Source organism: Bradyrhizobium sp. JYMT SZCCT0428 (assembly GCF_018131075.1).
GTDB lineage: Bacteria > Pseudomonadota > Alphaproteobacteria > Rhizobiales > Xanthobacteraceae > Bradyrhizobium.
In genome coordinates, this window is record NZ_JAFCLS010000009.1 from 85,462 (window position 1) to 103,033 (window position 17,572).

Sequence of the window (17,572 nt, forward strand, 5' to 3'; positions counted from 1 at the left end):
CTAATATAAAGCTAACAGGCCCGGCAGAGTCAATCGGGATTACTACCCAGGCGATTCATGAGCGGAATCAAAGGGATTCAATGATGGACGTGCAACGCAAGCTGGAAATCCTGGCCGATGCCGCCAAATACGACGCCTCCTGCGCCTCCAGCGGCACCGAGAAACGGGATTCCAGCGACGGCAAGGGCCTCGGCTCGACCGCGCCCGGCATGGGCATCTGCCATTCCTACGCGCCGGACGGCCGCTGCATTTCGCTGCTCAAAGTCCTGCTCACCAATGCCTGCAATTACGATTGCCTTTATTGCGTCAACCGCACTTCTTCGAACGTGCCGCGGGCGCGCTTCACCGTCGACGAGGTGGTGAAGCTGACGATCGATTTCTATCGCCGCAATTACATCGAAGGATTGTTTCTCTCCTCCGGCATCATCCGCAGCGCCGACTACACCATGGATCAAGTGGTGTCCGTCGCGCGAAAACTGCGCGAGGAGCATCACTTCCGCGGCTACATTCATCTGAAGACCATTCCGGAAGCCGATGATGCGCTGATCACCGAGGCCGGCAGATATGCCGACCGGCTCAGCATCAACATCGAAGTGCCCGAGGAAGCGAGCCTTGCCAAACTCGCGCCGGAAAAAGACGTGCGCGCGATCCGCCGCACCATGGGCCGGTTGCGGCTCAAGCTCGATGAGGCACAGGACAACAATCACAACAACAAGACCGCAACAAAGGCAAAGCCGCCGCGCTTCGCACCGGCCGGCCAGAGCACGCAGATGATCATCGGCGCGGATGCGGCCGACGACAAAACCATTCTCCATACCAGCGCCAATCTCTATGGCTCCTACAAACTCAAACGCGTTTATTATTCCGCCTTCAGCCCAATCCCGGACGCCAGCCGCGCGCTACCGCTGGCGGCGCCCCCGCTGGTCAGGGAGCACCGGCTTTATCAGGCCGACTGGCTGATGCGGTTTTATGGTTTCGATGTCGGCGAGATCGTCGATGAGGCCGCCGGCATGCTGTCGCTCGATATCGATCCGAAACTCGCCTGGGCATTGCGGCACCGCGACCGCTTTCCGCTCGATGTGAACCGCGCCAGCCGCGAGGACCTGCTGCGCGTGCCCGGCTTCGGCCGCAAGGCCGTCGACCGCATCATCGCCACGCGCCGCGTGACCTCGATCCGTGCGGCCGATCTCGCCCGGCTGCATATCCCGAGAAACAAGGCGCTGCCGTTCATCGTTCTCAGTGATCACCGACCGTCGGCGCATCTGCTCGACGGAGCGCGTTTGGCGGAGCGGTTCAAACCGAAGGCAACGCAATTGGGGTTTGGATTCTAGCCGTCATTGCGAGGAGCGACGCGACGAAGCAATCCATCTATCCCCGCGCGGTGAAATGGATTGCTTCGCTTCGCTCGCAATGACGAGGAGAAACATCATGCACTTCATCACCCTTGAACACGAAACCGATTTCGACGGCTGGCGGCGCGCTGCACGCACACTGGTGCTGCATGACGTGAATCCGTCTGACGTCACCTGGCGCGTCGCTGACGACGCACCCGAATTGTTCGAAACCACCGCACCGCCGCCAGAGCCAGCATCCGCCACCTTCAACGTCCCGGCCAAATTCGTCGAGCTGGCGAAAGCCGCGATCCTGCATCGCAACAGCGAACGCTTTGCCATCCTCTATCGCCTGCTGTGGCGGCTGCGCGGTAACCACGACCTGCTTGTCGTCGCGACCGATCCGGATGTGGCACGCGTCAGCGCGATGGCGAAGGCCGTGCATCACGACGAACACAAGATGCACGCCTTCGTCCGCTTCCGCGAAATCGGCCGCGAGCAGAAATCGCATTTCGTCGCCTGGTTCGAGCCGGAGCACCATATCGTCGAACTGGCAGCGCCGTTCTTCGCCCGCCGCTTTGCCGACATGCCCTGGTCGATCCTGACACCTGACGTCTGCGCGCATTGGGATGGCCATGCCGTCTCGATCACGCCCGGCGTCGGCAAGGCCGAGGCGCCGACCGAGGATCGGCTCGAGGAAACCTGGCGGCGTTACTACGCCAGCATCTTCAATCCCGCCCGGCTGAAGGTGAAGGCCATGCAAACCGAAATGCCGAAGCGGTATTGGAGGAACCTGCCGGAGGCTTCGTTGATTAAGCCTCTGATCGAAAGCGCCGAACGTACCGCCAGCGCAATGATCGCAGGTGCTGCGAGCGAACCGCATAAATCGCAGAAGCGGCAGGAACCGCCGATGAAACGCAAACAGGCAGCCGACGATATCGAAACGCTGCGGGAAGAAGCCGCCGATTGCCGCGCCTGCCCGCTCTGGAAGGACGCCACCCAGACCGTGTTCGGCGAAGGCCCACAGAATGCCCAAATCATGCTGGTCGGCGAACAGCCCGGCGACAAGGAAGATCTCGCGGGCAAGCCGTTCGTCGGACCGGCCGGCCAGATGCTGGATCGTGCACTGGATGAGGCAGGTATCGACCGCTCGAAGGTCTACGTCACCAATGCCGTGAAGCATTTCAAATTTGTGCCGCGCGGAAAAGTCCGCCTGCACCAGAAACCGAACACAGCTGAGATCAAGGCTTGCCGGCAATGGTACGAACGCGAACGCGCCGCCATCAAGCCTGCCTTGGTGGTGGCGATGGGTGCTACCGCGGCGCAGAGCGTGTTCGGCAAAATCACGCCGATCAACAAAAGCCGCGGACGCCTGATTGATCTCGAGGACGGCACGACGGCTCTTGTCACCGTGCACCCGTCCTATTTGCTGCGCCTGCCGGACGCCGACGCCAAGGCGCGGGAATATCAGCGCTTCGTGGCCGATCTCAAAATCGCGGCAGGCTTGCTGCGAAAATCGGCGCACGCTGCCTGAATTTTCGCACATCCCAAAGCGTTTTCCAGCGAAGTGGATACCGGTTCGCGTCAAGAAAACGCGTCAAACCAAGAATCTATAGCCAGTTCCGATTCAATCGGAACTGGCTATTGGGGAACCGCAAATCGAAAACTGACAAATAGATGTACAACCTTCAATTGATTGATGATACTATCTCATTCTCTTGGGGAGGGGTTGGGGGCGTCCTGTTCACGCCATGACGTTCCCATGGGGTCGGCGCGCTGTGCGGTTTCCTCTAGCCCCGGTGCCGTGCAGCGCGCGACCTGTTCTGCCGCCTGCGGCTTTTCGCCTTGAGCAGTGCCCGGCAGGCACGGCAACACCAAACTGCCGCCATGCAGATTCAAGCCGCGCGCAAATCCGACATACCCGCCATCATGCGCATCGAACGCGTGGAAGGTTATTTGCGTCTGGTCGGCCGATGGGACGCCGAACAGCACGCCGCTGAAATCGAAAACCCGTCTTCCCGATATCTGGTGGCGTGCGGTGGACCGGAGATTGCCGGATTTGCCATTTTACAAGGCGTCGGAAGCGCCAACCAATGCGTTCGGCTCAGGCGCATCGCGGTTGGAACTCCCGGGTGCGGCGTCGGATCGGACCTGCTGCGATCGGTCCTGCAAATCTGCTTCGAGGACCTGGCGGCGCATCGCGTCGAACTCTTTGTTTTCGTTGAGAATGAACGGGCCTACCGGACTTACCTCAAAACCCGGTTTGTCGAGGAAGGCGTGGTTCGCGATCTGCACCGGGACCCCGACGGAACCTTCCGGTCGATGCGCCTGATGTCCATGCTCAGCGGGGAATGGGCAACGCGCCCCTGACATACCGGCACGCGTGGACGCCGCCCCTGTCATCTAACCTTCAACTCCATCGGTCAAAAGATTAACCGCCGTTAGTATTTCAGGGGGTTTGCCATGACCGATATGACACTCAATTCATCGATGGGAGCACCGATCCAGCCGGCTTCCAGGCCCAATCTCGACAAGGGTTTCAACCCACTCACGATGATCCTGTTCTTCGGCATTCTCGCGGCCGGGTTCCTGTTCGTGATGTACAGCATCTATGTCGACGTCGAAGCCACCGGCGCCAAGGTGACGACCTATCTGCCCTATATCCTGCTGCTGGTCGCGCTCGTGATCGCGCTCGGTTTCGAATTCGTCAACGGCTTCCACGACACCGCCAATGCGGTCGCGACCGTGATCTACACCCATTCGCTGCCGGCCGAATTTGCCGTGATGTGGTCGGGCTTCTTCAACTTCCTCGGCGTGCTGCTGTCATCGGGCGCGGTCGCGTTCGGCATCGTCTCGCTGCTGCCGGTCGAACTGATCCTGCAGGTCGGGAGCGGCGCCGGCTTTGCGATGGTGTTCGCGCTCCTGATCGCCGCGATCGTGTGGAATCTCGGCACCTGGTATCTGGGCCTGCCGGCATCCAGCTCGCACACCCTGATCGGCTCGATCATCGGCGTCGGCATCGCCAACGCGCTGATGCGCGGCCGCGACGGCACCTCGGGCGTCGATTGGACCAAGGCCCGAAATCGGCTACGCGCTGCTGCTGTCGCCGCTGTTCGGCTTCTGCATGGCGGCCATCCTGCTGCTGGTCCTGAAGTTCGTCGTGCGCAACCCGGCGCTGTACGCAGCGCCCGAAGCCAACAAGCCGCCGCCGCTGTGGATCCGCAGCATCCTGATCGCCACCTGCACCGGTGTCAGCTTCGCGCATGGTTCGAACGACGGCCAGAAGGGCATGGGCCTGATCATGCTGATCCTGATCGGCACCGTGCCGACCGCCTACGCGCTGAACCGCGCGCTGCCGGAATCGCAGGTGGTGCAGTTCCAGAAGACCTCCGAGGCAGCTTCCAAGGTGGTCGCCGCCAAGGGCGCCGGCCACAGCATCATCGGCGATCCGCGCCCGGCGGTGACGCAATATGTCGCCGCGCGCAAGATCAGCGAAGGCACCTATCCCTCGCTGGCCGTGCTGGTGAAGGATGTCGGCGATCAGGTGCAGAAATACGGCACCCTCAACAAGGTGCCGGCTGAAGCCGTCGGCAACACCCGTAACGACATGTACCTGACCTCGGAAGCGATCCGCTTTTTGATGAAGGACAAGGAAAACGACCTCAAGAAGGAAGAGGTCGAGACCCTCAAGGCCTACAAGGCCTCGCTCGACAGCGCCACCAAGTTCATCCCGACCTGGGTCAAGATCGCGGTCGCGATCGCGCTCGGCCTCGGCACCATGATCGGCTGGAAGCGCATCGTCATCACCGTCGGCGAAAAGATCGGCAAGACGCACCTGACCTACGCGCAGGGCGCCTCCGCCGAGTTGGTTGCCGCCGGCACCATCGGCGCCGCCGACATATTCGGCCTGCCGGTCTCGACCACCCACGTGCTGTCGTCGGGTGTCGCCGGAACCATGGCAGCCAACGGCTCCGGCCTGCAGCTAGCCACCATCCGCAACCTCTTGATGGCCTGGGTGCTGACGCTGCCGGCCGCGATCTGTCTGTCGGCCAGCCTCTACGTGCTGTTCTCCTACATATTCTGACGAGAGACTGCGGCGGTCTCTTTTCCGCTGCAACGCAACAGAAAGGCCCGCGCCACCGCGCGGGCCTTTTCACGTGTGAGCCAAGCGCCGACTGAATCGCCCTGCGACTAAACCAAGACGAAAGGAAATTCGGGCATGATCGGCTCTTGAAGTAGAACCGAAGCTCGCGATTCATACGCATCATTCGTTACGCGAACCAGCATCCGCTTCGCCCCAAACGCCCTCGCTCATTTCGCTAAAAACAAAAACGCCTGCATGGACATGCAGGCGTTCTCTCAAGTTCTTGCGAAACTTCATCTAGCCGGCCGTCACGCCGGCAGCGCATTCTCCACCAGCTTGATCCAGTACGACGTGCCGTGGACGATCGCCTCGTCGTTGAAATTATATTCGGGGTGATGCAGGCCCGCGGTGTCGCCATTGCCGCAGAAGATGAACGCGCCCGGCCGCGCTTCCAGCATGTAGGAAAAGTCCTCCGCGCCCATCAGCGGCGGGGTCTCGTGCACATTGGCCTCCCCCGCGATTTCCCTGGCGATCCGCGTGGCGAACTCGGTTTGCGAAGCATGGTTGACCGTGACGGGATAACCACGCTTGTAGGTGAGGTCGATCTTGGCGCCGGTGACCTGCGCCACGCCGGCGACCACTTCGTGCACGCGCTTCTCGACCAATGCACGAACTTCCGGAGTCAACGTCCTGATCGTGCCGCGTAATTCGGCGGTTTGCGGGATCACGTTGCGGGCGTTGCCGGCCTGGAATTCGCAGACCGAAATCACCGCCGACTCCAGCGGATCGATGCTGCGCGACACGATCGATTGCAACGCGGTGACCACCTGTGCGCCGACCAGCACGGAATCGATGCAGATGTGCGGGCGTGCCGCGTGGCCGCCGAGCCCGGTGATCTTGATGTCGAGCTCATCGGTCGCCGCCATGATCGGACCGGTGCGAATGGCGAAGCTGCCGACCGGAATGCCCGGACCATTGTGCATGCCAAAGACCTGCTCGATGCCGAAACGGTCCATCAGGCCGTCCTTGATCATCGCGTCGGCGCCCGCGCCACCCTCTTCGGCGGGCTGGAAGATCACGACCGCATCGCCGGCGAAGTTGCGGGTCTCGGCGAGATAGCGGGCGGCCCCGAGCAGCATCGCGGTGTGGCCGTCATGGCCGCAGGCATGCATCTTGCCGGGATTCCTGGAGGCATAAGGCAGGTTGGTCGCCTCCTCGATCGGCAGCGCGTCCATGTCGGCGCGCAGCCCGATCACCTTGATGTCGCCCTTGCCGGCCGGCTTCTTGCCCTTGATGACGCCGACCACGCCGGTACGGCCGAGGCCGGTCGTGACCTCGTCGCAGCCGAATTCGCGCAAGCGATCCGCCACGAATGCCGCAGTGCGGTGCACGTCATACAGCAATTCGGGGTGTTGATGGATATCGCGGCGCCAGGCCTGAATATCGGGTTGAAGATCGGCGACGCGGTTGACGATGGGCATTGCAAATTCTCTGCTTCCGGGTTGAACGCCTGCCCTGTCTAGCATGCAAGACGCGCTCCACCCAGCACTCTGCCGCAGAGGCCCTATCCACTCGGAGCGCTTGCCAAAGGGGGATCCCGGGCGGGCTTGCCGTCTTAACGCTTTGCGCGTCGGCGGCCCTCAGGCCGGGCCACCATTCCTGCGGTGCAGGTTCGGAAACAGGAACACCAGAGGGAGTGCCAGCGGCCCGATGAACGCAGCAATCCATCCCCAAACCTTGAAGCTGCGTCCGCGACGCTCGGCCAGTCGGCCGGCAAGGTAGATCGAAATCACGAAAGCGACCAGGGTAACGATGTCCACGGCGCACGCTCCAATGCTGCCTCGCGCTAGGCATAGCATGCAGCTGGTTGCGCTGCGACCGGCCGTCAATCACCTCTGGTTGAACCGACTGTGAACGGCCTCAAGCCGCCAGCGTGTTCTCGACCAGCTTGATCCAGTACGAGGTGCCGAACACGAGGGCCTCGTCGTTGAAATTGTATTCGGGGTGATGCAGCCCCGCGCTGTCGCCGTTGCCGCAGAAGATCAGCGCTCCCGGCCGCTGTTCCAGCATGAAGGCGAAATCCTCGCCGGCCATCAGCGGCGGCATCTCGTTCACGTTGGCGTCGCCGGCAATTTCCCGGGCGGCCCGGACAGCGACGTCGGTCTGCGGCATATGGTTGACCGTTACCGGGTAGCCGCGGTTGTAGGTCAGGTCGATCTTCGCGCCCGTGATCTGCGCCACCCCGGCGACGACCTCGCGCACGCGCTTTTCCACCAGTTTCCGCACCCCGCCGTCCAGGGTCCGGACGGTGCCTGCCAGTTCAGCGGTTTGCGGGATCACGTTGCGGGCATGGCCGGCGTGAAATTCGCAGATCGAAATGACCGCCGATTCCAGCGGATCGACGCTGCGCGACACGATCGACTGCAGCGCATTGATCAGCTGCGCGCCGACCAGCACGGAGTCGATGCATTTGTGCGGACGCGCGGCATGCCCGCCCCGCCCCTCGATCCGGATGAAGACGGCGTCACCTCCGGCCATGATCGGACCGGGGCGGATGGCGAAGCTGCCGACCGGAATGCCCGGACCGTTGTGCATGCCGTAGACCTGCTCGATGCCGAAGCGGTCCATCAGCCCGTCCTCGAGCATCGCAACGGCCCCCGCACCGCCCTCTTCCGCCGGCTGGAAGATCACGACCGCATCGCCGGCAAAATTACGTGTCTCGGTGAGATAGCGGGCCGCGCCCAGCAGCATGGCGGTGTGGCCGTCATGGCCGCAGGCGTGCATCAAGCCCGGGTTCTTCGAAGCATAAGGCAGGTTGGTCGCTTCCTCGATCGGCAGCGCATCCATGTCGGCGCGCAGCCCGATCACCTTCACCTCACCCTTGCCGGTGGGCCGATTGCCCTTGATGACGCCGACCACGCCGGTGCGGCCAATACCGGTGACCACCTCGTCGCAGCCGAATTCGCGCAACCGGTCCGCCACCAGCGCCGCCGTGCGGTGCACCTCGTACAACAGCTCGGGGTGTTGATGGATATCGCGGCGCCAGGCCTGGATATCGGGTTGCAGATCGGCGACGCGGTTGACAATGGGCATGGAACTGATCGTTTCTTCTGGTTGAACGCTGGTGCCTCTGTAGCATGCAAGACGCGAACCACCCAAACATCCGCCGGGCAAACTGCCGTTGCCAGCCCGACCTGAACTCGCTAAGCTGCCGACGACGGCATGATTGGCCGTAGTAACGGCAGGTTTGGCCGTACCTCATGAGCAGGGTAGCTCTCGACCGGCAACGGGCGGGAGCTTTTTGTTTTTTGGACGGATGCAATGGACGCAGGCAGCTGGCGAGTAGGCGTTTTGTTTTCCGAAACCGGCGTTACCGCTGCGATCGAGAGAACGCAGCGCGCGGCGACCCTGCTGGCGATCCAGCAGATCAATGCCGCCGGCGGCGTGCGTGGCAAGCCGATCGAACCGATTTGCTACGACCCCGGCTCGGTCCCGCATCAATACCGCGAGCTGGCCGTCAGGCTGTGCGATGAAGATCATGTGCGGATGATCTTCGGCTGCCACATGTCCAGTACGCGCAAGGCGGCGCTTCCGATCATTGAAGCGCGAGGCGCCCTGCTGTTCTATCCCACGCTGTATGAAGGCTTCGAATATTCGCGCAATTGCATTTACACCGGGGCCTCTCCCAACCAGAACTCGGTCCAGCTCGTCGACTACCTCACCAACAATTACGGCCGCCGGGTCTTCCTGGTAGGCTCGAACTACGTTTACCCTTACGAATCAAATCGCATTATCGCCGATCTGTTTCTTCAGGCCGGCGGCGAGGTCCTCGACGAGCTTTACGTGCCGCTGGATCTAACTCCGCTTCATATCGAAAAGATCATTCAGCGCGTCAAAGCAAGTAAGCCGGATGTCATCTATTCGACCATCGTCGGCGCCGGCATCATTCCGTGCTTCAACGCACTGGTTCAGTCCGGCCTCGACATGTCCAAAACGCCGGTCGCAAGCCTCTCCACCAGCGAGGCCGATCTCGTCCAAATGGCGCCGGAGGTGATCCGCGGGCATATCACCGCCGCGCCGTTCTTCTCGACGCTCGGCAGTGCGCAGGCGCAGGCATTCGTCCGGGCCTGCCGCGAGGCTTGCGGACCGGATACGCCGGTGACTGCGCCGGCGGAAGCCGCGTATTTTCAGGTCTTCCTCTATGCCGCAGCGCTGGAACGAGCGGGCAGCGATCGCTACAGCGAACTGCTGCCGGCGCTCTATGAAGTGGAATTCGAGGCCCCGCAGGGGAAAGTGAAGATCGAACGGCTGAACAACCATACGCATCTGTGGCCCCGCGTTGCCAAGGTCAATGCGCGTGGCGAGTACGAAATCGTGCACGAACCCACGGTGCGGGTTCAGCCTGATCCCTTCATGCTGGAGCATCGGCTGGGTTCATCCGAACCCGTGCCGCAGCCCGTGCGAATGTAGCGGAGAGCCCGTGTCCGTCGCGCTATTGAAAGATCTGCGGGACCTCAACGTTCTCGTCATTCATCCTTCGGACACCGAGGGAGAGTTTCTGGTCGATCATCTGCGCCGGATCGGATGCACGGTGAATTGCCGCTGGCCCGTCCCCACCGAACTGCCGCCGCATACGGATGTGCTGTTTCTTTCGATCGACGACGAGACGCGCCCCGAAACCGAACGGCTGCTCAAATCCATCACGCAACCGGCGCCGACCATCCTGGCGATCGTCTCTTACGAAAATCCATCGACGCTGCAGATCGTTCTCGAAAGCGGAGCGCTGGCCGTCATCGAGCGGCCGCTGAAACCGTTCGGGCTGCTGACGAACCTCGCGATCGCGCGAAATCTCTGGCTGCAGCAACAGGCGCTCAGCAAGCAGGCGCGCAAGTACAAGCGCCGGCTGCTTGGCGATCAAAGAATGGCGAAGGCAAAAGCGATCCTGATGTCGAGCAGCAGGCTCAGCGAGTCCGAGGCCTATCACGCGCGATGGCGAGCCGCGTTCCGGTGGACGAGGTTGCCAATCTGATCATCAGGTCCGAAGATATGTTACGCAGCAGAGCGCAAGCAGATTAGGCTTGCAAATGATTGCGGGAGCAGATTAGCATATTGACGTTGATAGTGCCCCTCATGGGCGCCGTCAGGACGTCCCCTCACAACGAGGCCACGTCTTGACGTAGCGGCGGAATGTTCTCCGAACCGCAGGTGGCAGAGTTGCCCGCAGACCGTTGACCCGGTCCTGCGGGTTTTTTGTTGCCGGCTGACAGAGACGTCAGCGTCTTCCCAAACCAGTCATCACGCTGAGTCATTTCAGCAGTGCCCGAAGCTTTGCACAAACCAGGGGAACAAGATGTCCTTCAACAGACGTGACTTTTTAAAGACGGCGGCGATCACTTCGGCCGCGATCGCATCGCCTTCTGTGATCAGGCAGGCCTTTGCAGCCGACCCGATCAAGGTGGGCGCGCTCTATTCGCAGACCGGCGGCCTGTCGATCGTCGAGAAGCTGCTGGCGAGCGCGGTGCAGATGGCCGTATCCGAGATCAATGCGGCAGGCGGCGTCCTCGGCCGAAAGGTCGAAGTCATCGTCGAGGACGGCGCATCCGATCCCAAGACCTTCAACGAAAAAGCGTCCAAGCTCGTCATTCAGGATCGCGTGGCGACCGTGTTCGGATGCCACACCTCGGCGAGCCGCAAGGCGGTGCTGCCGATCTTCGAACGGCGAAACGCCATGCTGTTCTACCAGACCCACTACGAGGGGTTCGAGTGTTCACGCAACGTCGTCTATTCCGGCGCGGTACCGAACCAGCAGCTCGGCAAGTATATTCCGTGGATCGCCAAGACGCTCGGCAAGAAGAAGTTCTTCATCGTCGGATCGGACTACGTCTATCCGCGCGAGATGGCGAAAGTCAGCAAGAAGCTGATCGAGGCGGCAGGCGCGCAGTGGACCGGCGACGAATATCTCGAACTCGGTCATTCCGAATGGGCGAGCATGGTCAAGAAGATCAAGGATTCGGGCGCGGACGTCGTGCTTTCCAACGTGGTCGGCGATTCCATCATCGCGTTCTACCGGGAGTTCAAGAATCAAGGTCTCTCGCAGGCGACGATCCCGATCTGCGCGACCGTCACTTCCGAAATCGAGATCGCGGCGATGGGCCCCGAATACGCCGCCGGCAGCTACACCTCGTTCCCCTATTTCATGTCGATCGACACGCCGGCCAACAAGAAGTTCATCGAGGACTTCAGAAAGTTCACCAAGGATCCGAAAGCGGTGACCTACCACTCGCTGGAAGCGGCCTATTTCCAGGTCTTCCTCTGGAAGCAGGCGATCGAGAAGTCGGGACAGGTTACCGCGGACGGCATTCGCGATGGCATCCGCGGCCAGACCTACGACGCGCCGGGCGGCAAGGTCAAAATCGACGCAGACAATCTGCATTGCTGGCTGACGCCGCGGGTCGGCCAGTGGCAGCCGGACGGCCAAAGCAAGGTCGTCGACGCCTGGCCGGAGCCGATCAAGCCGCTCGCCTATTCGGCCTATGGTGAAACGGAAAGCGATCTGTTCTGCACGGCGAAGGGGCTGGAAACCGCCAAGCTGAAATAGCAAACCCGGCCACATCGAAAGACATTCCAGCCGGGGCGCACCTCCCACCCCAACGCGCCCTGGCTGGAAGATGTTCGATATGCGATCCGGCTCCTTCGAAAGTAGAGACGACATGATCGACACGATGTTTATCGGCCTCAGCCTGAGCTCGATCCTGCTGCTGGTGGCGCTCGGACTTGCGATCACCTATGGCGCGATGGGGGTCATCAACATGGCCCATGGCGAGATGGTGATGCTCGGCGCCTACACCGCCGTGCTGTCGCGCATCTGGCTGGACGCCAACATCGTGATGGCAATTCCGATCGCCTTCGTCGTCACCGCGATCGTCGGTCTGGTCATCGAGCGCGTCATCGTCCGCCGGCTCTATGGCAGGCTGCTGGATACGTTGCTGGCGACATGGGGCATCGCCATCCTGATCCAGCAGGCGATCAGGCTTGAACTCGGCCTGTCGTTCTTCGGCATTCACGTCGAGGGTCTGGGGCCCGGCCTTCAGAACGTGCCGGTGCCGGCAGCCCTGCAGGGCACGTTTCATTTGGCTGGTGTCGAAATCAACACCTATCGCGCCTTCATCATTGTCGTCACCATAGCCCTTGCGGCCGTGACCTGGCTTCTGTTGCAGCGGACCTCGATTGGCATGCAGGTCCGCGCCATCATCCGGAACCCGAAAATGGCGGCGGCCTGCGGCGTCGACGTCGCACGCGTCAACGCCCTCACCTTCGCCTTTGGCTCGGGCCTCGCCGGAATAGCCGGCGTCATGATGTCAGGCTTCAAGACGGTATTCCCCGACATGGGCACCCCCATGGTGGTCGACGGCTTCCTGGTCGTTGTGGTCGGCGGTGTCGGAAGCCTGCTGGGATCGGTGCTGTCAGCCGGACTGCTCGGCGAGATCAACAGCGTGGTGGCCGCGCTCAAGAACGACACCATCGCCCGTGCCGTCATATTCGGCGTGGTCATTCTCATCATAGTCGTGAAGCCCAAGGGCCTTTTCTCGTTCAGGGGCCGCTAGAGTCATGGCATCGAGGCAAAGATACGATTTCCTGCTCTACGGGATCTTCGTCGCCGCAATTCTGCTGGCGCCGCTGATGCTGGAAGAATTCTGGCTGAACAGGATCGCAAAATACCTGGTGTTCGGCATGCTCGGCGTCGCCGTCGCGCTGTCCTGGGGTTACGCCGGCATCCTCAACCTGGGTCAGGGACTGTTTTTTGGCGCCGGCGCCTACATGCTGGCGATGTCGCTGAAGCTTGCCAGTCCGACCAGCCTGCAACAGGGATCCGACAAGCCGGTCCCCGACTTCATGCTCTGGAATGCCGAGCCCGGCGCGCTGACGCAACTATGCTGCATCAACAAGGGCTCCTTCATCTGGCTCCCATTTCAAAGCCAATGGTTTGGCGTTGCCATGGGCATCGTGTTGCCGGTGGCGATTGCCACCATCACCGGAATGATCGTGTTCCGTAACAGGATTTCCGGCGTCTTCGTTTCGATCATCACCCTGGCGCTGGTGTTGCTGGTGCGCCTGCTCGTCATCGATGCGCAGCCGCTGACCAACGGCTTCAACCGGCTGACCGACCTCGCCTGGCTGACGATCGGGGCGTTTCAGTTCGACCCCTACAGCCGCGCGACGTACTATCTGGTGGCCATCGCGCTGTCGCTGGTTCTCGTCGGTGCGCGTCTGCTGGTCAGCACGCGCGCCGGCCTCATCCTGCAGGCGACGCGGGATGACGAGACCCGCGCGCGCTATCTCGGGCTGGACGTTCCGAGCTACCAGATTTTCTTTTTCGTGGTGTCGGCGGCGATCTGCGGCTTCGCGGGAATGCTCTACGTGATGGTGTCGGAATTCGCCTCCCCGACCTTCATGGACCTGTCGTTTTCGATCACGATGGTGGTGTGGGCTGCGGTCGGCGGACGATCCTCGATCCTCGGCGCCTGCGTCGGCGCCATCCTCATCAACATGATCGAGGCCAAGGTCAGCGAGACCAAGGCTTTGGTGGAAGTCTGGAAAGCCGTGGTCGGGCTGATCTTCGTTCTCGTGGTGCTGTACCTGCCGCGGGGCCTTGGCGGGTTTGCGCACGATCTTCTCGACCGCTGGCGGGCACGTAACGCGGAGGCCGTCCCCGATGAAGGGCTGGTGGCGGAACGCCGCGACACCGTTGCAGAGCGCGGGTGAGTGCCATGGCAGCCACCGCGCTCACCATCGACGGGCTTGAAGTCAGCTTCGGCAGCGTCAAAGCCGTCAACAACGTCACCATGACGATTGCCGAGGGAGAATTGCGCGTACTGCTCGGCGCCAACGGCGCCGGCAAGACGACGCTGATGGACCTGATCTCCGGCCGCACGCACAGCACCCGCGGACACATTCACCTTTACGACACCGAGATCACCAACTGGCAGGAGCACCGGATTGCCCGTGCCGGGATCGGCAGGAAATTCCAGATCCCCAGCGTGTTCCGCGAACTCACCGTCCGCCAGAATTTCGAAGTCGCCTCTTGCCGCAATCCCTCGGTGTTCGCGAACCTTGGATTCGGCTTTTCCAGACAGACCCTCGCAAGGATCGAAGAGGTGCTCGCCATTGTCGATCTCCGGGACAAGGCCGACGTGACGGCCGCCTATCTGAGCCATGGCCAAACCCAATGGCTCGAGCTCGGCCTGCTGATGCTTCAGGACCCAAAAGTTATCCTGCTCGACGAACCGACGGCGGGCATGACGGCGGCCGAGACCAAAAAGACCGCAAAGATCATCAACAGCATGCGAGGGAAGCACACCCTCCTCGTCGTCGAACATGACATGGCGTTCGTGCGCGAGATCGCGGAACGCATCACCGTGCTGCATCTCGGCGAGGTGCTGGCAGAAGGCGACATTGCATCGATTGAAACGGACCAGGCCGTCAGGCGGGCGTATTTGGGATCGCGGAGTATTTCCTGATGCTGAGCCTGTCGAACCTTCACAGCTTCTACGGACGCAGCCACGTTCTGCATGACGTCACGCTCAGCTTCGACAAGGGGCGGATCACCACCGTGCTCGGCCGCAACGGCGTCGGCAAAACGACGCTGCTGAAAACCCTGATGGGCATGACGGACAAGACCGCGGGAAAGATCGAACTGGACGGAACGAACATCACCGATGAGCCGACCTTCCGCCGCGCCCGCGCCGGCCTCGCCTATGTGCCGCAGGGCCGGGAAATCATCCCGGACTTCACTATTCGCGAAAATATCCTGCTCGGAACCTTCGCCAGGACCGACGGCAGGCGCGTCATTCCCGCTCTAGTCGGCGAGCTGTTTCCGTATCTGCTGCAGAACAAGGACCGGTTGGGCGGCGTGCTGTCCGGCGGACAGCAGCAGCAACTGGCCATCGCGCGGGCGCTGGCCTCGGAGCCGGATGTGCTGCTGCTTGATGAACCCAATGAAGGAATCCAGCCGTCGATCGTCGAGGAAATCGAGCAGACGATTGTTCGCCTCAATCGCGAGATCGGCCTCACCATCGTGCTGGTCGAGCAAAATATCGAATTCGTCCGCCGTGCGTCGCACCAGTTCGCGATGATGGAAAAGGGACGCGTGGTGGCGGAGGGTCCGGTATCGCAGCTCACCGAAGAGCTTGTGCACCTGAGAATGGCGATTTGAATCCTGGAATTTTCGGTATCCGCCGTGGCGGCGTGGCAGAGGTAAGGCAATGGCATCAGAGCGTTTCAAGGCGGCGTCCATCCAGTTCGAGCCGACGATGTTTGAAAAGGAGCGCAACATCCAGCGCTTGCTGGAGATGACGAGCGAAGCCGCGGCGGCGGGCGCGCGCCTGATCGTCACCCCCGAAATGGGAACCACCGGCTATTGCTGGTATGACCGGGCGGAAGTGAAACCTTTCGTGGAAACCATTCCCGGTCCGACCACTGACGTATTTCATTCGCTCGCAAAACAATTCGGCTGCTACATCGTGGTCGGCATGCCCGAGGTCGACGCCTCCACGGACCTCTACTACAACACGGCGGTCCTGATCGGTCCGTCAGGCGTTGTCGGCAAGCACCGCAAGTCGAATTTCCGAACCTAAATGGGCCGCGTCGGGAGACATCGCCCATATCGTGTTCGAGACCGAGATCGGACGCATTGCCCTGCTGGTTTGCATGGACCTGCATTTCTTCGAGACCGCGCGGCTGGAAGCGCTGGCTGGTGCGGATGTGATCTGCCACATCAGCAACTGGTTGCAGGAACGGGCGCCGGCGCCGTACTGGATCAACCGCGCGTTCGAAAACGGCTGCTATGTCATCGAGAGCAACCGCTGGGGCCTCGAGCGCACGGTGCAGTTCAGCGGCGGAAGCTGCATCATCGAACCGGACGGCAATGTTCAGGCGGTGCTGGATAGCGGCGACGGTATCGTGCACGGCGAGATTGATCTCACCAGGGCGCGTCGGCGGGAGGTGTTGTCGGAGCCGATCTTCGAGGACCGTCGTCCCGAGCTTTATGCCAACCTGATGACGAACAGCTTCACCTGGAATCCGCGCGACTTCTTCAAGCTCTATGGCTACCAGCCGCTGCCTCCCGGGCAACTATCGCGCGCCGCCGTCGTGCAATTTACGCCAACCGACGACGTCGAGCAGAATCTCGCGCGCATCGAGGCGTTGGCCAGGGAGGCCGTCAGCGAGGAAAAGCCTGACCTCGTCGTATTCCCCGAATTGTCGATGACCGGGATCGGCGCGCCCGGTGACCGCGCGCTTGAGATCAAGGATCAGGCGGTCTCGCGTCTTGTCCGCCTGGCGGCACGGTTGCGGGTACACATTATCGCCGGTTTCGCGGAGCGGACCGCTGAAGGATTATTTAACACCGCCGTTCTGGCCGGTCCCGAAGGTCTGGTCGGCAGCTACCGGAAGATTCACCTAAACGCGCGCGACAAGACCTGGGCCATCGCCGGTTCGGACTGGAAAGTGTTCGACCTACCGATCGGAAGGGTCGGCCTGCTGATCGGGCACGACGCCCTCTTCCCCGAGGCGGTGCGCTCGCTCTCGCTGCTCGGCTGCGACCTCGTCGCTTGCCCGGCCGCCATTGCCGGCCAATTTACCGGAGCGCACGAGGGGACCAGCATACGCCACAACTACCCGATCCCGACCGGAGCCGATCCCCACCATTGGCACGCCTTTCGCGTGCGCGGCGGCGAAAGCAACGTCTATTTTGCATTTGCGAACGTCTACGATCCTGATCGCGGTTATCTGGGAAAAAGCGCGGTATTCGGCCCGGATGCTTTTGCATTTCCGCGCCAGGAGTCTGCCATCCTCGACGATGAGGGATTTGCAGCGGCGAGCGTCGATACGACGAACCTCGATACGCCCTACCCGACGAACATCGTTCGCCGAAAGGATCTTGTGATGATGCGCCTGCCGCACCATTACCCCGCTTTGGTGAAATGGCATCAATAGAGCGGCGGAAATCGCCCGCTGCCGAAACGAAAGGGTTCGCTTTTGCCCGGATTCGTTTATTGATCGTCCGCGACGGTACCGCCGTTCACTGGACGTGACGCGCGGCCAATCCTGCAGATCGAATTCGACCCTGGCATTGCGTGCCATGCGGGTCGCGCGGAAA

General features: G+C 61.7%; 12 protein-coding genes and 3 pseudogenes. 12 read left to right on the forward strand and 3 right to left on the reverse strand.

Annotated features, from left to right (window positions below; all coding sequences use genetic code 11):
* The first annotated feature begins 83 nt into the window (after positions 1–83).
* The 4 genes and pseudogenes from JQ575_RS11585 (at position 84) to JQ575_RS11600 (ending at position 5,415) form a co-directional block, all read left to right on the forward strand.
* Positions 84–1,331 (forward strand): putative DNA modification/repair radical SAM protein, encoded by a 1,248-nt coding sequence (locus JQ575_RS11585; protein ID WP_212033323.1) that lies wholly within the window; start codon positions 84–86, stop codon positions 1,329–1,331.
* A 97-nt stretch (positions 1,332–1,428) separates the two neighbouring features.
* Positions 1,429–2,865 carry a UdgX family uracil-DNA binding protein gene (locus JQ575_RS11590; RefSeq protein WP_212033324.1) on the forward strand — a complete coding sequence of 479 codons (1,437 nt, stop codon included), beginning with the start codon at positions 1,429–1,431 and terminating at the stop codon, positions 2,863–2,865.
* A gap of 353 nt (positions 2,866–3,218) precedes the next feature.
* Positions 3,219–3,701 (forward strand): GNAT family N-acetyltransferase, encoded by a 483-nt coding sequence (locus JQ575_RS11595; RefSeq protein ID WP_212033325.1) that lies wholly within the window; start codon positions 3,219–3,221, stop codon positions 3,699–3,701.
* 93 nt (positions 3,702–3,794) lie between these two features.
* Positions 3,795–5,415, forward strand: a pseudogene (locus JQ575_RS11600) (inorganic phosphate transporter).
* A 308-nt stretch (positions 5,416–5,723) separates the two neighbouring features.
* Here JQ575_RS11600 and JQ575_RS11605 read toward each other — a convergent pair.
* From JQ575_RS11605 to JQ575_RS11615, 3 genes are all read right to left on the reverse strand, one after another.
* A complete protein-coding gene (locus JQ575_RS11605) occupies positions 5,724–6,896 on the reverse strand; it encodes a M20 aminoacylase family protein (protein ID WP_212033326.1) in 1,173 nt (390 codons plus the stop codon).
* A 159-nt stretch (positions 6,897–7,055) separates the two neighbouring features.
* Complete coding sequence (locus JQ575_RS11610) at positions 7,056–7,235, reverse strand: hypothetical protein (protein WP_212033327.1); 180 nt, start codon at positions 7,233–7,235, stop codon at positions 7,056–7,058.
* Between the two features lie 100 nt (positions 7,236–7,335).
* The gene (locus tag JQ575_RS11615) at positions 7,336–8,508 is read right to left on the reverse strand and encodes a M20 aminoacylase family protein (protein ID WP_212033328.1); all 1,173 of its coding nucleotides are present in this window, start codon (positions 8,506–8,508) and stop codon (positions 7,336–7,338) included.
* Between the two features lie 228 nt (positions 8,509–8,736).
* On the opposite strand from JQ575_RS11615, the gene JQ575_RS11620 reads away from it, so the two are divergent.
* The 8 genes and pseudogenes from JQ575_RS11620 (at position 8,737) to JQ575_RS45670 (ending at position 17,409) form a co-directional block, all read left to right on the forward strand.
* A complete protein-coding gene (locus tag JQ575_RS11620) occupies positions 8,737–9,885 on the forward strand; it encodes a transporter substrate-binding domain-containing protein (protein WP_212033329.1) in 1,149 nt (382 codons plus the stop codon).
* Between the two features lie 10 nt (positions 9,886–9,895).
* Positions 9,896–10,491, forward strand: a pseudogene (locus tag JQ575_RS11625) (ANTAR domain-containing response regulator).
* Between the two features lie 274 nt (positions 10,492–10,765).
* On the forward strand, positions 10,766–12,013 hold the full coding sequence (locus JQ575_RS11630; RefSeq protein WP_212033330.1) for a transporter substrate-binding domain-containing protein: 1,248 nt from the start codon (positions 10,766–10,768) through the stop codon (positions 12,011–12,013).
* A 112-nt stretch (positions 12,014–12,125) separates the two neighbouring features.
* Complete coding sequence (urtB, locus tag JQ575_RS11635; RefSeq protein ID WP_212033331.1) at positions 12,126–13,019, forward strand: urea ABC transporter permease subunit UrtB; 894 nt, start codon at positions 12,126–12,128, stop codon at positions 13,017–13,019.
* Between the two features lie 4 nt (positions 13,020–13,023).
* Positions 13,024–14,178 (forward strand): urea ABC transporter permease subunit UrtC, encoded by a 1,155-nt coding sequence (urtC, locus tag JQ575_RS11640; protein ID WP_212033332.1) that lies wholly within the window; start codon positions 13,024–13,026, stop codon positions 14,176–14,178.
* A 5-nt stretch (positions 14,179–14,183) separates the two neighbouring features.
* Positions 14,184–14,933 (forward strand): urea ABC transporter ATP-binding protein UrtD, encoded by a 750-nt coding sequence (gene urtD, locus JQ575_RS11645; RefSeq protein WP_212033333.1) that lies wholly within the window; start codon positions 14,184–14,186, stop codon positions 14,931–14,933.
* Positions 14,933–15,628 (forward strand): urea ABC transporter ATP-binding subunit UrtE, encoded by a 696-nt coding sequence (gene urtE / locus JQ575_RS11650; protein ID WP_212033334.1) that lies wholly within the window; start codon positions 14,933–14,935, stop codon positions 15,626–15,628. The genes urtD and urtE overlap by 1 nt, the downstream gene beginning before the upstream one ends.
* Before the next feature lie 49 nt (positions 15,629–15,677).
* A pseudogene (locus tag JQ575_RS45670) lies at positions 15,678–17,409 on the forward strand (nitrilase-related carbon-nitrogen hydrolase).
* The last annotated feature ends 163 nt before the right edge of the window (positions 17,410–17,572 follow it).